Here is a 15,457-nt window from a genome sequence, read left to right on the forward strand (position 1 = left end):
ACTACCTAAAAGCTGACTGAGCTGAAATGCGGGTTGTCAGTTATTGCGTGAATTTGAGCGATTTCATTAAGCGCAATATTTTGCGTGGTTTTGTCGATGGACATTTGAATACACTCTGTGGCCACGTCATTGCGTTTATCGATAACTGTGGTCAGTGCTGTACCGTTTGTCGTATTCCCGTCTTTTAATACTACGCTCACCTCAAGCCCATACATGCAGGCAATTTCAATGTAGTCGTAAAGCTGGCACGCTATGTTCACATATTCCCCTATTCGCTGTTCAAGTGGCGACCAATTAGTAGAGAAGACCTGACGTTCACAGCAAAACTTTCCGCATCTACCGCGCATACATAGCACTTCATAGAAGTCTGACCTTAACAAATGATCTTTTTTTAAGGTTTGCTCAGTATTGTTAGTACTGAAGGATTTATTTTGGTGCGCGATACACCTAAGCGCTTGAACGCCCCTCATGTTTCTTAGAGGCATTTTTTAGCAAAGGGTTCCCGCCAAAAATTCAATACAGGAACAGTAATGAACAAGCTACTATCCGCATTTTCTTTAGTTTCAATAGCCTCGTGCACCTCAAGCTTCGCAAATGCCGACGAACTTCCCTTTAATTTAAGCGGTCATGTTAGGGTTAACTACGGGCATCAAGACTGGCAAATTCCCGAGTTTAGAGATGGTTTCGAATTTGAATCATTCAAACTTGGCGTGTCGGGCGAGTCAGATCAATTTAGCTATAAAGCCGAATATCGATGGTACGAAAACACCGATTTCGACACAGTAAGGTTCGCCGACCTGACTTATCACTTCGATGAGCAAACCGAAATTACCGCAGGTATAACCCAAACCCCATTTGGTTTGCAGCCCTTTGCCAGTAACAACTTTTGGTTCTCGGTAAATTATTATCTTGGCTTCGAAGATGATTACGATGCTGGGGTGAAAATAAACCATGATTGGGGCAACTGGGATTTTCAAGCTGCCTACTTTATGAATGACGAGTACAACGATGCCGCTGAGTTTGGGCGCTATTCGTTTGACGTGGCGGATGACGGTGAATATCGAAACAAAGAAGACGGCCAATATAATTTGCGCGCTAATTATTCAGCGAACTTTATTCGTGGTGCCACTACCGATATTGGTGTGTCGTATCAATACGGCAATATTTTAAACCTGGATACCTTAGGTGATGGTGATATGAATGCCTATGCCGTGCATATGCGTCATACCCAAGGCGACCTAAAGGTCGAACTGCAATATATCGACTATGAATACGATTTGGCTGCACCAGAAGGGCAAGCAGAAGATCGCATTGCGCTATCCTCTTTCACCTTCCCATTCTTAGCCGCGGCCGACGGCAAAACCTATTCAGCAAACCTTGTGTACTCTGTGCCTTATAAGTTTACTCACATAGAATCACTTACTTGTTACTCAGAGTACAGCGTGGCAAAAGGTGAAGGAAGCGAAGGGAAAAACTCGTCGCAGTGGATAAACGGCTGTAGCTTTGGCTGGGATAAATTGTTTGTATATGTAGATAGTATCCAAGGCAAAAATATGTGGTTTTCAGGAGGTCCGGGCGTGGGACTCGACTTAGGTGGTAGACAAGAAACTACCCACCGCCTGAACATAAACCTTGGTATTTACTTCTAATCACTAACAGGACTTTGACATGCGATTACTATTAATAGCGACATTTATACTAGCGCTAGCTCCAATGCAAAGTTTTGCCCATTCATGGATGAAACTGCGCATAGCGACTACAGAGTATGCCCCTTATACGTCAACTGACATGCAGCACAACGGTTATATCAATCACATTATAACTGATGCGTTTTTAGAAACGGGCGTTGTGGTTGAGTTTGTATCTGTACCTTGGGAAGAAGCGCTTGAAGCAACATTAAAAGGCGAATACGACGCCATATCATACGGCAACTTTGTGCGCGCTCGGGAAACTGAGTTTTTCCATAGTAACCCTATTAGTGCGGAAAGCCTTGTGTTTTATGTGAATGCTGAAAAGGGCCCCGATACTTGGGCTGAATTAAGCGACTTAAAAGACTTAAAAATGGGTATCACGGAAGGCTATTTATACAACGATGAACTTGCCGCTTATATTAAAAGTAGCGGTAACGTTGTGGAAGCTGCCACCGACAAAGCAAATCTTGAAGCGCTTATAGACGGTAAGATCGACGTCTTTCCTATTGATGAGCTAACCGGCTGGTATTTACTTCAGCGCGATTTCACCAGGGGAGAGCGTAGAGATGTTATGTCTATCAAGCCTTTTATTTCTACCGTCACCACGCATCTATTAGTACCTAAAGGGCAAGGAAGCAGTCAGCTTATTCTGTCTTTATTCAACAAAGGGTTAGAAGAATTGACGCTAGACGGGAAGTTAACTCGCTTCAAACGTCTTTTGAAAGAAGGTTACTACCAGCATCCTAACAAAAAAGTGAATTTCGACCGACGCTAACGTAAAGCTTTGCATCAGTCGCAGGCGAATTCCCAAATTTTTTAAACCTAAAACCCGGTAGCGAACCAACGGCAGTTCGCTACCTTTATGCTTCTCATACTTACATCGCTTACTGTCTTTTCTGCGGATTATTTAACTGATATGGTTGACGGCTATTTTCTAGTACCCGTTTAGAGGTTGCCTTGTCGTACACAGCTGAAACATCGTTCGTTGCCCGTTTTATAGCCCTGCTAAAATTGCTTGGGCCTGGCGTGCTTATGGCAACGGCGGCTGTAGGTGGAAGCCATCTAGTTGCATCTACTCAAGCAGGAGCAAAGTTCGGCTGGCAATTAGCGCTGCTAATACTGCTGGTTAACCTACTTAAATATCCGTTTTTCAGGGCTGGCGTTAGCTACACCATCAGCACTAAACAAACCTTGCAGCAAGGTTATTTAGGCATGGGTAAACGGTATCTAGCTATTGCCTTGTGCTTAAATACTATCGCCTCGGTAGTTAATGCTGCGGCACTTTTGCTGTTTGCTGCAAGCTTATTGTCTTACTTTATTCCTTTCGATATCGCCATATCGATGTCTGCATCAGTCGTTTTAGCACTTATACTACTCATATTATTAGCAGGGCATTTTGAAGGCCTGGACAACATTGCCAAAGGCATAATGGGGGTACTTGTAGTCGCAACACTTGCTGTATTTATAGTCGCTCTTAGCAACTATACCGCACCGGTCATTCCCGCTGATTCGCAGCCTTCTCCATGGACACTCGCCACCTTAGGCTTTTTAGTGGTGACGATGGGATGGATGCCTGCACCAATTGAAATCTCCTCCATTACCTCACTTTGGTTAAAGCGTCAGTGCAAAGATCAATCTGTCACGCCTAAATCTGCGCTCTTTGACTTTAATTTAGGGTACGGGGTTACGGTTATTCTAGCGTTATTGTTTTTAGGGTTAGGCGCATTAATCTTACATGGTAGCGGCACCGAGTTGAGTACAAGCGGCATTGGCTTTTCTCATCAGCTTATCAGTATGTACTCGTCAACCATTGGGCAGTGGGCGCACTTGCTTATTGCTGTTGTCGCCTTTCTTTGTATATTCGGCTCGGCGTTAACCGTGTATGACGGCTACGCTCGGGTAGTCGCTGAAGCGATAGCGTTACTGTTTAATAAAAATAAAGAAGCTCGTAACACGCTTGTTACGCCGGTTCTTCTGCTCATGGCGGTGCTTAGCTTTTCTATCGTGCTCTTTTTTAAATCTGCCTTATTAGCCATGCTAGGCTTTGCGATGACGTTGGCTTTTGTAACCACTCCAATGTTTGCATGGCTTAACCATAAGCTGGTGGCAAAAACTGAATTACATCAAGATGCAGCGCCCAATATTGCGGTTAAGCTGCTTAGCTATTTAGGCCTGATTTATCTATTTGGCTTTTTAATGGTGTTCATCTGGTGGAAGTGGTTTAGCTAGCAGTCTTTCTTATCTCGAGATTTAAAAGACATATAATCAGACTGTATGCTGTTGCCAAACCTTCACGAAGGGCTAGTTTAAAATGTCCATACTCTTTGTTGTATCACCTTGATGTAGAAACACTATACTTGAGGTAATACGCCGCGATTACAAACATTTTAACGTTCGCTGAGTGTGTAATGATCTATGTGGACTGATATTAACAAAGCAGAATAGGCTAAACGAATCAGAGAGTAGTAAATTAGTTTAATTACGCACACTAAATCACGTATTCAATTTAGACTCATCTATACTTAACGCGATGCTGTTAAGGAGTGTTCGGCTAGGTGCGTAATATCAAACTGTTTTCACCACAAATTTCTCGTAAATACGCAAGCCTTTTAATGCTTGGAGTAATATGTCTGGCGATGTGTGGGTGTGCAAAAGATGCGCCGAAATCTATTCAATGGAACAACGCTTACGACATCGAAAGAGAGCTTCACCTATTAGGGCAGCAGGAAGACCCGCGAGAAATTTACAGGCGGTTACAAGGAATGAAGCAGCAAGCATCGCTTCAATTGTCGCAGCTGCGTCAAACAGGGCGACACGACCCGCTATTTATTGAATGGCTTGAGTCGTTGAGAATAAGTTTGTCTCTAGCCCCACTCTACGGCAACTCAATCGAGACCTGTAATGTGTGGCAGAACGCCATGGAAGAGGCATGGGGGGCAAGGATCAGCAATTTTAACGAGCGAGCTAAACTCGTTTGGCGGGTAATGGTGGCTACCTGCAACGCACGAGTTCGCTCTGTATAGTACGAAGTTTTACTTAGTGTAAACGGGGCGAGCCGCTGTTAGCGTTGCCACTTTATCTATCACTTGCTGTACTACTGTATCGTCTGCTGGCGCTGTTAACACATCACAAATCCAATGGGCTAATTGAGCACAGTCTTCTTCACTAAAATTGCGTGAAGTGACCGCAGGTGTACCAATTCGAATGCCACTTGTAACGAATGGCGACTGCGGGTCGTTGGGTACTGTGTTCTTATTTACCGTTATATTCACGCTATTTAATATCGCGTCGGCTTCTTTCCCCGTCATTCCTTTGCTGACAAGACTTAACAGGAACATGTGGTTGTCGGTTCCATTAGATACTACGTCAAAGCCACGCTTCATAAATACATCAGCCATAGCTCGTGCATTAATGACTACCTGCTTTTGATAAGCACGGAATTCTGCTGTCATGGCCTCTTTAAGCGCTACCGCTTTTGCGGCAATAACGTGCATAAGTGGGCCACCCTGAATACCAGGGAAAATTAATGAATTGAATTTCTTTTCAAGCTCGGGGTTTGACTTACACATAATAAGCCCGCCACGAGGGCCACGTAGTGTTTTATGGGTAGTAGTAGTAACCACGTGTGCTGCATTAATTGGCGAGGGGTAAACACCGGCCGCCACAAGGCCTGCAACATGTGCCATATCTACGAGTAAATACGCGCCTACGCTATCAGCGATGTCTCTAAACTTCTGCCAGTCAACCACGCGAGAGTAAGCAGAGAAGCCCGCTACAATCATTTTTGGTTTGTGCTCTCTAGCCAAGTCTTCTACTTGGTCATAGTCAATTTCACCAGTTTCTGTGTTCAAGCCATACTGAATCGCGTTGTATAGTTTTCCTGAGAAGTTAGGCTTTGCACCGTGTGTGAGGTGCCCACCGTGATCAAGGCTCAACCCAAGAATGGTATCGCCAGGGTTTAATAGCGCCATATAAACTGCAGTATTCGCTTGAGAGCCAGAATGAGGCTGCACATTCACATAGTCAGCTTCAAATAATGCTTTAGCTCTGTCGATAGCAAGCTGTTCTACTTTGTCCACCGCCTCGCAGCCACCGTAATAGCGCTTGCCCGGATAGCCTTCTGCATACTTATTAGTTAGCTGACTGCCTTGCGCCTGCATAACAGCTTTGCTGGTGTAGTTCTCCGATGCAATCAGTTCAATGTGATGTTCTTGGCGTTCGTTTTCTTGTGCAATAAATGCTGCGATATCTGGGTCTTGTTCGTGAAGGTGCTGGTTAAGTGGGTTCATGCTGGCTCCTAAATGTCATTATTTTGTATCTGATACTAGGAGTGTAAAAAGAATAAATAAAATTAATAAAAAATATGGCATTATAATTTTATTAAATAGCCTTGTGAGCAAGTTTGGCACTAGTAAAGCAAAACAGCAGGCAAAGCTAATAGAGAGGTGTAAAGCAAAGTAATGAAAAACTTATCGATAGATTTTCTGCGTTCGTTTGTGCTTATCGCACAGACGGGTAGCTACACACAATGTGCCGAGCAGCTTCAGCGCACACAGCCTGCCATTAGCTTACAGATAAAAAAACTAGAAGAAATGATTGGGGAAAAGCTATTTTCCCGCGACAAAAATCGCTTGGCACTAACTGGCGCTGGTAGTCGCTTATTGTCGTATGGTGAAAAGATAGTGGCACTGAACGATCAGGCTATGGCCGAATTCGGCAAGCCGCAGGTTACGGGAAATATTCGGTTAGGTATTCCCAGCGAATTTAGCACAACGCTTATGCCTAAAATCATTCGACGGTTCACGCAAACCTACCCGGAAATATCGCTAGAGGTGCATTGTGCGCTAAGTAAAGACTTACTTAGTGAGCCGCTTAAAAGTCAGTTCGATTTAATTCTGTCACTACAGGAAACACCAGATCCTCAGCAAGACGGCTACATCATTTCAGATCAACTGGTATGGGTGGGGAGTCAGCGCTTTGTAAACAGTGTGCCTGCTAAATTGCCTATTATTGCTGCACCGTCGCCGTGTATTTACCGCAAGCGAGCAACCAATCTGTTATCGGCTATCAAAAAACCGTGGCAGGTGGTGTATACCATTGCTGACTTAAACGGCATACAAACGGCCATTAACGAAGGGTTGGGTATAACCGTTCTTGCAAAAAGTTCGGTGCCGCCTGGTCTTCACGTTTTATCTAATTCAGAAAGTTTACCCGAGCTTGGGCATGTAGGTGTTTGTTTAGTTAACCCTCAGAAAGTGTCATCGAAAGCGATTAGCTTACTCACGGAAACCATTACCAACGAAGTCGCAAATTTTTAACAGGAAATAGCAGGGGATAGCTAGCGCGCCTGCCAAACAACAAAAAGGCAAGCGCACCGAGAGGAGTAACAGCTTTTCATTAAAAGCCGTTTATGCTTTTTTAACAAACTGCGCAGTTAGCATCATTTCACCCGCGCCATCTACTTTACAATCTAGTTGGTGGTCTTTGGCATCTTTCACGTGTCGGATAACGGCTTTGGTGCCAATTTTAAGTACCAACGAACTGCCTTTTACCTTCAAATCTTTTGCTAGCGTAATTTTGTCGCCGGCTACTAACGGTGTACCGTTGAAGTCTTTAGCTGAGACTTCCTCTTCTACCTCGTTCGGGTTCCACTCGTGTCCACATTCAGGGCAAATAAGTAGAGACTGATCTTCGTATACATATTCTGATTGGCAATGCGGGCAAGGAGGTAACGACATGTGGAATTCTCTTAAAATACTAAATTAAAGCGCTCGGGTCATAAAGTGGCTGTTGGGATCGATGGAGTAACTGCCAAATGGACCGCAATCAACAAAACCAAACTTTTTGTATAGGGTTCTGGCCGCTAAAAAGTAGTCTTGCGTTCCTGTTTCTAAACTTACCGAACTAAACCCCTTCATTTTCGCATGTTCTAGGGCAAAAAGTAATAACTGAGACGCTACACCGCAACCTCTGAACGGTTTGGCGGTGCGCATAGATTTTAGCTCGGCGCTATGTGTATCAAGGGTTTTAATAGCGACGCAGCCCGCAAGCTGTTGCTGCTTCCAGCCACTAAAAAAAGTAATGTTCGAAGCTTTTAGTGCTTCAATATCTAATGCATGTACGCTCTCAGGTGGCGATGTAGCATACATATCAGACAAATGCTCTTCTAAAAGCGCTAGCACTTCTCCTCCGGTGAGATCATCAATAATAATCTTCATGTGCTTTGGCCTTTAGGTATATTCTGAATAGACGGCGGTACAAGCCTGTTTGTTAAGTGCTTAAGGGTTTGGTCATGTTAAAAAAGCGGTCGTCTTCACTTTTAATGACAAATCCCACTTTTTTATAAAGCGAAACTGCGGGGCTAACCTTGAATACTCGTAAGTCAAGCGAGTTAGTATTGGCCCCTAACGCAAGTCTTTCTGCTTCTTCAATGGCAGTACTACCTATGCCTTTGTTTTGGGCGCTGGGTATGACCTGAAGGTCGCGCAATATACAGGTGTTACCGTCGTATTGAAGGCGCATAACCCCCACCGTTTCGCTGTCTACTTGAATGTCGTAATTAATGAGCTCGGCGGTAACTCCAAGCACTTTGTCGGCGTCCCAATCAGGCGCAAACTGAGCGTAATAATCGCGCATGTTATTAAAGGTAAACTCAGCAGCCCTTGGTAGGTTCGTACTTGGAATAAAGGTAATCTTCATCGCGTTTTCTTGGTTGTTTACTGCAAGCTAGACTCTTATCCATGACTTCTTGGCGCGAACATAATTATCGCCATACCAATCAAAGCGTCAAAGGTGCCCACCAAGTCCCATAACGTTGGCTTCACACCATCAACAAACCAATGGTTTTTAACTCCAACGGGCAGACCTCTTTTGAAATACTGCTGGTAAGCAAATAATACCTTTTGAAAAGGGCATTAGAGCGCTACTCGCACGCCATGCTAGAAAACTATCTTTCACTAGTTATCGTCGCTTTCAGAGCTAAACAAACCTCTAAAAAGCGCGGTAAGTGCTCCAGACACCGTATCTTCTATAGCATCGTTTCTGTGGTCACGCTTTTTGCTGTATCGGTTAGTAGATTCTTCTCGCTGTCTTTTTTCTGCACTGGCACTAGCCCCATCAAGGAAGTCTCTTGCAGCCCTATCAGAAGTTGAAGCGCACCCTGTTGAGATTACGCATATTGATAAGATTACTATCAATTTAATCTTCATGTTATCTAAATTCCTATCACCGTAAAACGTTTAATAAAGGGCATAATAAAGTGGAGCGTAACAATGAATCGTTATGCACTTTGCTTGCTCGTACCTCTAATTGCAAAGAAGTAATAGATTAAAAAACCCAACCACGAAAAGAAAAGGGAAATAAGCCCCCATGCTAACTTGTGTATGCCATTAGCTTTTTTGGATGTTAAGGCAATTAACGCTGGTAGAAGTGTAAGGCTGAAAAGCACGATAAAAATAATGATTTGCCAAAAACTCATATTAAAAGAACTCCTAATCTTTTGATTTTTAATTATAAGGGCTGCACCAAGCTCACCGAATGTAGACGACTAACCCCTGCTTGTTTCTATATCCATTGATTTCAACGAATTATTTTTTATTTGTTGGTTAAATGACGCCTACTCTGACTTTGAAAAACTTAGTTTTCTCACTTAAATGTTGATATGACCAAGGAGGATTTACTACATCAATGTTATAAACGCCCATCGTAGCAAGCCCTTCGAGTGAATAGTACCAGCCGATAAACTCTTCTTTCTCGGTGAACTGTTTATATTCGGAAGATTGTCCTAGTGTTGTTATTTTCTGGTCCACACCGATTTTTTCGAAGAAGTTTCGCTCGCGTATTACAGCTGACTTCATATATTTTTCTAAGTTCTGCTTTGTTAATTCCCGCTCTTTCTCAGGAAGAGCATCGATAAACGAAGTTATTTCCTTCTCCATCCCGGTTGTACCACCATGGAAACCAATAACTGCGTGATTCGAAATCCTGTGATGATTTGCCGCAGAAAAAACGTAGTTGGCGCAAGATGAGAGACAATACTCATTTATCTCAAGCTTCAAGTCATAGTCATGAACAATATTGCCAAGATCCATCCCATGATTGATTTCACCGCCTTCTGGCGTTATGGACAGCCATTCAACTTTACTCTTACCGTTTTTCAGAATTGAAAGAAGTTTCTGATTTGCTGATGGCGATAATTTACCGTGATAAATTACTGTGTTTTCGTTCAAATCGACAGTTGTTTCATTACCTTGTGCTGATACGCATGATAGAGAAATAATTAAGACAAAAGACCAAAAAAGTTGAAACATGCTGCCTCCTTGTGGTGTTTAACTTGTAAATAAGGGGCGTAGGGCATAATGGCAAAACCGCCCTGCGTGTATGCGTCCCAGCGAAGGCAGTGAGTGTGTTGATTGGTTTGTTATATGCGTACAATTTAAAACCCTTTACACATTCACTCTAATAAAAACAAATCCTAGCTACATAGAGGATGATATTTGTTTTAGGTGATTACTTGTTTGCCCATCGGTAACAATAGAACCATCCAACAGGCGGAATCAAGAAGTTGAGCAAGAAGGCATAAATGGCAACCAACCCGATATTGTCAGCCTTTCCTTTAGCAAATTTGATGGTAAAAAAAATTACAACTAAAGCGAGGGTGAAGAGTGCTTGTCCCCAAAATGTAGCGTTTAGGTTCATAAAATTCCTTATTGATGAGCTTCCTGAAAAGCATATAACTTTTAAATAAGGGGGCGCAGGCATATGGGGCATAATGGCGAAACCGCCCTGCGTGTATGCGTCCCAGCGAGCGTAGTGAGTGTGTTGATTGATTTGTCATATTGCAACATGCTCAAAAAGCTCTTTGAGGCTGAACACTAGAATAACAGATACGAAGCTTACCCCTGCAATCCTTACAGCTGGCGGCGCGTCTGCTTTAATTTTTAGTTGATTGGCAATGCCAAACTCTTCTTTGAGTGAGAAGAGAACTACTTTATCAATACACCAAATAACTAAAAAACAGTAGACGCTGAGCAAGGAGTAGAACTCAATATCTAAAAAAGCATGATCAGCATCGTTACAAGCGATGCGGTTTGAATTAGTAGTGAAACTTTTTTTACCAAGCTAAATCGTCCTTGCAATATAACGCCCCACTAAGAGGCAAAAAATAGTTGGTTAAAATTAGCGACGCAGGAGCAAAACCAACTGTTTTTTGTCCTGCTTGAGTGGCTTGTTAGGTGAATTTAAACTTTCTCTCAAATTTAGCTCTTTTAGATAGAAAAAATACCCCACCCAACAATAACAAAGCTAAAGAAGAAGGTTCTGGTACTTTGTTTATTATATTTAAACTTACCCCACCTAAAGCACTCGTTCCAATGATACCTATTTCACCATTGATATTATTATAAAAACTTAACCCGACCCCTTGCGTCCAAAAAGAAGGATCTAAGTTAGCATTGTCAAACATTGAACCAAGAGTGGTTTCACCTGTTTGAATATTTGATAGGTCTAGAGCCCAGCCACCGAAAGATGAACTTGCATGACTATATAAATAGTCAGCTAAAAAGCCCGTAGAGCTGTTTACTTCATGGTTCCAATTAAAATAATTATCAAGGAAAGGTGAGTTATCTTGTATAAAGTCAGGTCGAAAATTTGAATTTAACGTGGAGTAATTAAACACGCCTGAATTATTATTGTTCCCAAAAAATTCTATTGAAGCACCAGTAAGAAAAGAACATGTGATTAAAGTAGTTCCTGTACAATTTGATTTGGCTCCCATCTCGAACGAATATTTTGTTGTAAATGAATCTCCAAGCACAAATTCCGGGTATACACCTTCCGGCTTTGAAAGCGAACTTGCATCAGCGTATAACGTATAGTTAGATTCAATAATAGAGCTTACTTCAATAGTTATAATTGAAGCTTTTACATTTAAACTCCCCAAAGCTAATAGTAAAACTAATATCAATGTAAATGTTTTCATAAATTAATCCTTTAATTGTAGACAGAAACTACCAGATGGTTATTCACCTAACTTCCAAATATGGGGCGCAAACACGTGTGCAATAATGGCGAAGCCGCCCTGCGTGTTAGCGTCCCAACGAGCGATAGCGAGTGCCATAATTTGTTTGTTATAAGCCAATGTTAATACATCCTCATTCTAAAGGTTATTAATCTGCGCTCCCGCTACATCCAGAGCCTTCGTTCCCAGAATACAGATTACTACTCCCAGTACTATCTTCAACAGGAGTACCTCCGTTACCGGCCGCATATGAGCTTCTTATACAAAAGTGAACGATTACTGGGCCTACTAACGGAACTAGCCAATTTAAAAGCCCCAATAAGTACTTGGTATAACTCTTGATGAAAAAAGTGTCTTTGAAGGCAACCATGTTCAAAAATGCCCACACAATATGTATTCCAATTAGAACAGCAACTATGTACACAGGTGTCATGCATTAACCTTTGGCTTATAACACCCTCATAAAGGGCGATAACACATGGGCTAAAATTAGGAACGAAGTGACGCTGCCCATGTGTTAGCGTCCCAGCGAGCTTACGAGCGATTTAATGCGTTTGTTATACGCAATTTGCCACACCTGTAGCGCATTGCTACAATGTGATGACAAATAATTAGGAGACATATTATGGCAACCGCAAGCGTAAGACTAGACCAAGATCTAGTTGAGAAAGCTACAATTATGGGCAAAGCACTAAACCGAACTATGCCAAAACAGATAGAGCATTGGGCTAAGATAGGTGAAATGATGGAAGATAACCCAGATTTGCCTTACGAATTCGTAAAACAGGCAATTATCTCCAAAGCTGAAAAAGAGGCTGGAAAATTGGAGCCTTACGACTTTGGCTAAGACTACCAGTGTTTTACAGACAGCTAATTTTAAGAGAGCAGTAAAGAAGTTACATCAGAATCAGAAAAAAGACTTGGATAAAGCTGTTAAGGAACTAATGGTCGATCCTCTGCTAGGTGAGCAGAAAAAAGGCGACTTAGCCTTTCTTCGTGTGTACAAATTCAAGATGGTCAAGCAGTTAACTTTACTTGGTTACAGCTACGAGGATGGCACTGTAATACTTGAATTGATAGCACTTGGCTCTCATGAAAACTTTTATCGCGATGTTAAAAAGTTATTCTGATCAATTGCGTATAACTTTTAAATAAGGGGCGCAGGCATGTGGGCTAAAATCCGAGCAAAGTGAGCAGCCCACATGTTTGCGTCCCAACCCGCGCAGCGGGCGAACTTAATTTTTTTGTTATGTCTCATTGGTAAAAAACTTCCTTGAATATGCTCGGCGCACAATAGTCATTTAAGCTGACCACTATGAAGTGCTTTCTCACAAGCCCCGCATCTATTTCATACCATGCCTTTGTTTGGTTATCTTCTTCATACAAGTCTAGAGGGAAGATGAATGTTGGTTTTACAAGGCTGTCTGATACCAGCCGCACTGAATAAGAACTTTGACCTTCAATGCTCTCTGGTAATTTAATAGTTACAGAGAAGTTTGAACCTCTAAGGTTTTATCAATAGCAACATCTTCGACATGTTTGGAATTGAACTGTTCGCGCATTTCATCGGTTACTATACAGGATGAGGCAAGACAGCCAAAATTGACTAATAGAAGTAATAAAAAAATTAACCGCATTTATCAATTCCTTCTGAGACATAACGGCCCGCATAACGGGCAAAAATACGTAGGCTACAATACCAAGCGAAGCGCAGGGAGCCTACGTGTTTTTTCCCTAGCGAGCGCAGCGAGTGTTAATCCGTTTGTTATGCACTTACTCGCGGTCAATCAACGCCAATGTACTTTGATCAAACTGAATTTGAATAGGTTTGCCTTCTTCATCCCATGCTCCAATATGAATATGGGGGTTTCGGCTGTATCCATTATTACCGACTTTCGCAACGACAGTACCACGTTTGACTGTTTCACCTTCCTTTACTGCTAAATCACGTACATGGGCTAGTAATACCGATAACCCTTCTTTAGTTTTGAAAGTTATAGAGCTTGCCCTTCCTGGGGTCATTACGCCTGGTTGATTCGTAATTGGATTTATGTGGATTTTTGTAACTGTGCAATCACATGGTGCAAGCACATTCTTTTTAAAACCAAACCAATCTTCATTTTCAAAGCCATTGTTTGTGAAGGAACGTTGAAATAGTCTTTTATCATCTTCATACCACCCCCCAATAACACAGTCTGTTCCTAGTGCATCACCAGCATATTTAAATTGGCCATCCCAATGCTCAGTACATGCAAATGTTTCTTTGTGGATCGCGTGAATTTTTATTGATGTTCCCGCATATGATTTGAAGGTAAATAAAATCACAAGCAGAAGTAACTTAGCTTTGACACTCATTTGTCTCATCCTTAAGTGCATAACACCCCGCTTAGGGGCAATAACATGTGGGCTAAAATTTGGAGCGAAGCGACAGAGCCCATGTGTTACTGTCCCAGCGAGCCAGCGAGCGGCTTAATGTGATTGTTATGCGCTATTGACTTACAATGCACGTGTACCATAATTAGGTATATATTGGTACTTGGAGAAACCAGATGGCTAAAAACACCAGCATTACCCTTGGAGACCATTTTGATGGCTTTATTGCTAGCCAAATTCAAACTGGTCGGTATGGTTCAGCAAGTGAGGTGATTCGTTCAGCTCTTCGCTTGCTAGAAACACAGGAAACCAAATTAAACACTCTGCGTCAATTACTTGTAGCAGGTGAAGAAAGCGGCGAAGCTGAATACGACCTTGAGCATCTGATATCAGAACTAGACGGTGAATTAAAAGAGTGAAACCGTTTAAATTAACTGTACTAGCAAAATCAGATCTAAAAGATATCGCATTGTTTACGCAACGGAAATGGGGCCGAGAACAGCGTAATGTATATCTTAAACAATTCGACGATTCATTTTGGATGTTGTCTGAAAATCCTGATATTGGTAAAAGCTGCGACGAAATAAGAGATGGATACAGAAAATTTCCTCAAGGTTGCCATGTGATTTTCTACAAACAAACGGACAGTCAGGAAATTCTGATCATAAGAATCCTTCATAAAAGTATGGATGTAAATCCTGTACGCTTTGGCGCATAACTTTCCAATAACGGGCGCAGGCACGTGGGGCATAATGACGCAGCCGCCCCGCGTGTATGCGTCCCAGCGAACGAAGTGAGAGTGTTGATTGGGTTGTTAGGTACGTTTATAAACATCGGAGCGATGCCCGACTTTTATCACCTGTACTACAAGCTCGTTTTCTCGGATTTCATAAATTATTCTATAAAGACCTTGCCGGATACGATACAAGTCGAGTCCACTAAGTTTAATTGCTCCATCCCCTCGCGGGTTTTCAGCTAATAAGTCAATTTTGGCGAGGATCTTTTTAACGTCCGACTTGGGAATTGCCCTAAAATCTTTTGCTACTGACTTCTTGAAAGTGACGCTATATTTTTCCATCAGCTTCCAAAGTGTTTAGCAAGTCCTCATAGGAGATTTCGGGCTCTTTGGCCCTTTGTCTTACCGCAGCCAAATCTTCTTGATCTTCTTTCATAAGGAGTCTTACTGCTTCATCAATCAGTTCTGATATTGAGGTATCTGATGATGCCGCCCGCAGTTTCAAAGCATTATGAATTGCTGGCTCGAAGTAGACAGTTGATCGTTTTGATAAAGTACTCATTAATAAGCCTCCATTTATGTAACATTAAAACATTATAGCGTTAAAATGTCAGTTGGGCTAATTTTTACTCAAGAGTA

Annotated in this window: 21 protein-coding genes; 9 read left to right on the forward strand and 12 right to left on the reverse strand. The window is 42.2% G+C overall.

Annotated elements, in window-relative coordinates; genetic code table 11:
• Positions 1–5: 5 nt before the first annotated feature.
• Positions 6–347, reverse strand: a complete 342-nt coding sequence (locus AC27KT_RS16640) for a Rho-binding antiterminator (protein WP_487131817.1) — start codon at positions 345–347, stop codon at positions 6–8.
• A gap of 183 nt (positions 348–530) precedes the next feature.
• On the opposite strand from AC27KT_RS16640, the gene AC27KT_RS16645 reads away from it, so the two are divergent.
• The 4 genes from AC27KT_RS16645 (at position 531) to AC27KT_RS16660 (ending at position 4,714) form a co-directional block, all read left to right on the forward strand.
• Positions 531–1,649 carry a porin family protein gene (locus AC27KT_RS16645; RefSeq protein WP_487131819.1) on the forward strand — a complete coding sequence of 373 codons (1,119 nt, stop codon included), beginning with the start codon at positions 531–533 and terminating at the stop codon, positions 1,647–1,649.
• A gap of 19 nt (positions 1,650–1,668) precedes the next feature.
• Positions 1,669–2,466, forward strand: a complete 798-nt coding sequence (locus AC27KT_RS16650; RefSeq protein WP_487131821.1) for a substrate-binding periplasmic protein — start codon at positions 1,669–1,671, stop codon at positions 2,464–2,466.
• A 182-nt stretch (positions 2,467–2,648) separates the two neighbouring features.
• The gene (locus AC27KT_RS16655; RefSeq protein WP_487131823.1) at positions 2,649–3,920 is read left to right on the forward strand and encodes an NRAMP family divalent metal transporter; all 1,272 of its coding nucleotides are present in this window, start codon (positions 2,649–2,651) and stop codon (positions 3,918–3,920) included.
• 326 nt (positions 3,921–4,246) lie between these two features.
• Positions 4,247–4,714, forward strand: coding sequence for a hypothetical protein (locus tag AC27KT_RS16660; protein WP_487131825.1), 468 nt, complete (start codon positions 4,247–4,249; stop codon positions 4,712–4,714).
• Between the two features lie 9 nt (positions 4,715–4,723).
• Here AC27KT_RS16660 and glyA read toward each other — a convergent pair whose 3' ends face one another.
• Positions 4,724–5,980 (reverse strand): serine hydroxymethyltransferase, encoded by a 1,257-nt coding sequence (glyA, locus tag AC27KT_RS16665; protein WP_487131827.1) that lies wholly within the window; start codon positions 5,978–5,980, stop codon positions 4,724–4,726.
• A 171-nt stretch (positions 5,981–6,151) separates the two neighbouring features.
• Here glyA and AC27KT_RS16670 point away from each other — a divergent pair, with 171 nt between their 5' ends.
• The gene (locus tag AC27KT_RS16670; RefSeq protein WP_014978205.1) at positions 6,152–7,009 is read left to right on the forward strand and encodes a LysR family transcriptional regulator; all 858 of its coding nucleotides are present in this window, start codon (positions 6,152–6,154) and stop codon (positions 7,007–7,009) included.
• Between the two features lie 90 nt (positions 7,010–7,099).
• Here AC27KT_RS16670 and AC27KT_RS16675 read toward each other — a convergent pair whose 3' ends face one another.
• The 7 genes from AC27KT_RS16675 to AC27KT_RS16705 form a co-directional block, all read right to left on the reverse strand.
• Positions 7,100–7,429, reverse strand: coding sequence for a zinc ribbon domain-containing protein YjdM (locus AC27KT_RS16675; protein WP_136783469.1), 330 nt, complete (start codon positions 7,427–7,429; stop codon positions 7,100–7,102).
• Between the two features lie 24 nt (positions 7,430–7,453).
• Positions 7,454–7,909 (reverse strand): GNAT family N-acetyltransferase, encoded by a 456-nt coding sequence (locus tag AC27KT_RS16680; RefSeq protein WP_487131830.1) that lies wholly within the window; start codon positions 7,907–7,909, stop codon positions 7,454–7,456.
• Between the two features lie 52 nt (positions 7,910–7,961).
• Positions 7,962–8,390 (reverse strand): GNAT family N-acetyltransferase, encoded by a 429-nt coding sequence (locus AC27KT_RS16685; protein WP_487131832.1) that lies wholly within the window; start codon positions 8,388–8,390, stop codon positions 7,962–7,964.
• A gap of 35 nt (positions 8,391–8,425) precedes the next feature.
• On the reverse strand, positions 8,426–8,554 hold the full coding sequence (locus AC27KT_RS16690) for a hypothetical protein (protein WP_487131852.1): 129 nt from the start codon (positions 8,552–8,554) through the stop codon (positions 8,426–8,428).
• A 93-nt stretch (positions 8,555–8,647) separates the two neighbouring features.
• Positions 8,648–8,899, reverse strand: a complete 252-nt coding sequence (locus AC27KT_RS16695; RefSeq protein ID WP_487131834.1) for a hypothetical protein — start codon at positions 8,897–8,899, stop codon at positions 8,648–8,650.
• Between the two features lie 396 nt (positions 8,900–9,295).
• Positions 9,296–10,000: a hypothetical protein gene (locus AC27KT_RS16700; protein ID WP_487131836.1), complete on the reverse strand. Its 705-nt coding sequence runs from the start codon at positions 9,998–10,000 to the stop codon at positions 9,296–9,298.
• A gap of 920 nt (positions 10,001–10,920) precedes the next feature.
• Positions 10,921–11,670, reverse strand: a complete 750-nt coding sequence (locus tag AC27KT_RS16705; RefSeq protein WP_487131838.1) for a PEP-CTERM sorting domain-containing protein — start codon at positions 11,668–11,670, stop codon at positions 10,921–10,923.
• Between the two features lie 664 nt (positions 11,671–12,334).
• Here AC27KT_RS16705 and AC27KT_RS16710 point away from each other — a divergent pair.
• Both AC27KT_RS16710 and AC27KT_RS16715 read left to right on the forward strand, forming a co-directional pair.
• Positions 12,335–12,556 carry a TA system antitoxin ParD family protein gene (locus tag AC27KT_RS16710; RefSeq protein WP_012518669.1) on the forward strand — a complete coding sequence of 74 codons (222 nt, stop codon included), beginning with the start codon at positions 12,335–12,337 and terminating at the stop codon, positions 12,554–12,556.
• Complete coding sequence (locus tag AC27KT_RS16715; RefSeq protein ID WP_487131840.1) at positions 12,549–12,839, forward strand: type II toxin-antitoxin system RelE/ParE family toxin; 291 nt, start codon at positions 12,549–12,551, stop codon at positions 12,837–12,839. The genes AC27KT_RS16710 and AC27KT_RS16715 overlap by 8 nt, the downstream gene beginning before the upstream one ends.
• A 643-nt stretch (positions 12,840–13,482) precedes the next feature.
• Here the strand turns inward: AC27KT_RS16715 and AC27KT_RS16720 are convergent.
• A complete protein-coding gene (locus tag AC27KT_RS16720; protein WP_487131842.1) occupies positions 13,483–14,064 on the reverse strand; it encodes a M23 family metallopeptidase in 582 nt (193 codons plus the stop codon).
• Between the two features lie 194 nt (positions 14,065–14,258).
• Between AC27KT_RS16720 and AC27KT_RS16725 the strand changes: the two genes are divergently transcribed.
• Both AC27KT_RS16725 and AC27KT_RS16730 read left to right on the forward strand, forming a co-directional pair.
• Complete coding sequence (locus AC27KT_RS16725; RefSeq protein ID WP_014978218.1) at positions 14,259–14,501, forward strand: type II toxin-antitoxin system ParD family antitoxin; 243 nt, start codon at positions 14,259–14,261, stop codon at positions 14,499–14,501.
• Positions 14,498–14,800: a type II toxin-antitoxin system RelE/ParE family toxin gene (locus tag AC27KT_RS16730; protein ID WP_487131845.1), complete on the forward strand. Its 303-nt coding sequence runs from the start codon at positions 14,498–14,500 to the stop codon at positions 14,798–14,800. The genes AC27KT_RS16725 and AC27KT_RS16730 overlap by 4 nt, the downstream gene beginning before the upstream one ends.
• 96 nt (positions 14,801–14,896) lie before the next feature.
• On the opposite strand, the gene AC27KT_RS16735 is transcribed toward AC27KT_RS16730, so the two are convergent.
• Positions 14,897–15,160, reverse strand: a complete 264-nt coding sequence (locus AC27KT_RS16735) for a type II toxin-antitoxin system RelE family toxin (RefSeq protein ID WP_487131847.1) — start codon at positions 15,158–15,160, stop codon at positions 14,897–14,899.
• Positions 15,147–15,380 carry a ribbon-helix-helix domain-containing protein gene (locus tag AC27KT_RS16740; RefSeq protein WP_012517122.1) on the reverse strand — a complete coding sequence of 78 codons (234 nt, stop codon included), beginning with the start codon at positions 15,378–15,380 and terminating at the stop codon, positions 15,147–15,149. The genes AC27KT_RS16735 and AC27KT_RS16740 overlap by 14 nt, the downstream gene beginning before the upstream one ends.
• Positions 15,381–15,457: the final 77 nt, after the last annotated feature.

This window comes from Alteromonas sp. 5NW40-0090 (genome assembly GCF_057552975.1).

Bases quoted from the DNA above. Each gene is read 5' to 3' on its own strand.
- AC27KT_RS16640 (WP_487131817.1), bottom strand. From the start codon at position 347: ATGCGCGGTAGATGCGGAAAGTTTTGCTGTGAACGTCAGGTCTTCTCT.
- AC27KT_RS16645 (WP_487131819.1), top strand. From the start codon at position 531: ATGAACAAGCTACTATCCGCATTTTCTTTAGTTTCAATAGCCTCGTGC.
- AC27KT_RS16650 (WP_487131821.1), top strand. From the start codon at position 1,669: ATGCGATTACTATTAATAGCGACATTTATACTAGCGCTAGCTCCAATG.
- glyA (WP_487131827.1), bottom strand. From the start codon at position 5,980: ATGAACCCACTTAACCAGCACCTTCACGAACAAGACCCAGATATCGCA.
- AC27KT_RS16670 (WP_014978205.1), top strand. From the start codon at position 6,152: ATGAAAAACTTATCGATAGATTTTCTGCGTTCGTTTGTGCTTATCGCA.
- AC27KT_RS16675 (WP_136783469.1), bottom strand. From the start codon at position 7,429: ATGTCGTTACCTCCTTGCCCGCATTGCCAATCAGAATATGTATACGAA.
- AC27KT_RS16680 (WP_487131830.1), bottom strand. From the start codon at position 7,909: ATGAAGATTATTATTGATGATCTCACCGGAGGAGAAGTGCTAGCGCTT.
- AC27KT_RS16685 (WP_487131832.1), bottom strand. From the start codon at position 8,390: ATGAAGATTACCTTTATTCCAAGTACGAACCTACCAAGGGCTGCTGAG.
- AC27KT_RS16695 (WP_487131834.1), bottom strand. From the start codon at position 8,899: ATGAAGATTAAATTGATAGTAATCTTATCAATATGCGTAATCTCAACA.
- AC27KT_RS16700 (WP_487131836.1), bottom strand. From the start codon at position 10,000: ATGTTTCAACTTTTTTGGTCTTTTGTCTTAATTATTTCTCTATCATGC.
- AC27KT_RS16705 (WP_487131838.1), bottom strand. From the start codon at position 11,670: ATGAAAACATTTACATTGATATTAGTTTTACTATTAGCTTTGGGGAGT.
- AC27KT_RS16710 (WP_012518669.1), top strand. From the start codon at position 12,335: ATGGCAACCGCAAGCGTAAGACTAGACCAAGATCTAGTTGAGAAAGCT.
- AC27KT_RS16720 (WP_487131842.1), bottom strand. From the start codon at position 14,064: ATGAGTGTCAAAGCTAAGTTACTTCTGCTTGTGATTTTATTTACCTTC.
- AC27KT_RS16725 (WP_014978218.1), top strand. From the start codon at position 14,259: ATGGCTAAAAACACCAGCATTACCCTTGGAGACCATTTTGATGGCTTT.
- AC27KT_RS16735 (WP_487131847.1), bottom strand. From the start codon at position 15,160: ATGGAAAAATATAGCGTCACTTTCAAGAAGTCAGTAGCAAAAGATTTT.
- AC27KT_RS16740 (WP_012517122.1), bottom strand. From the start codon at position 15,380: ATGAGTACTTTATCAAAACGATCAACTGTCTACTTCGAGCCAGCAATT.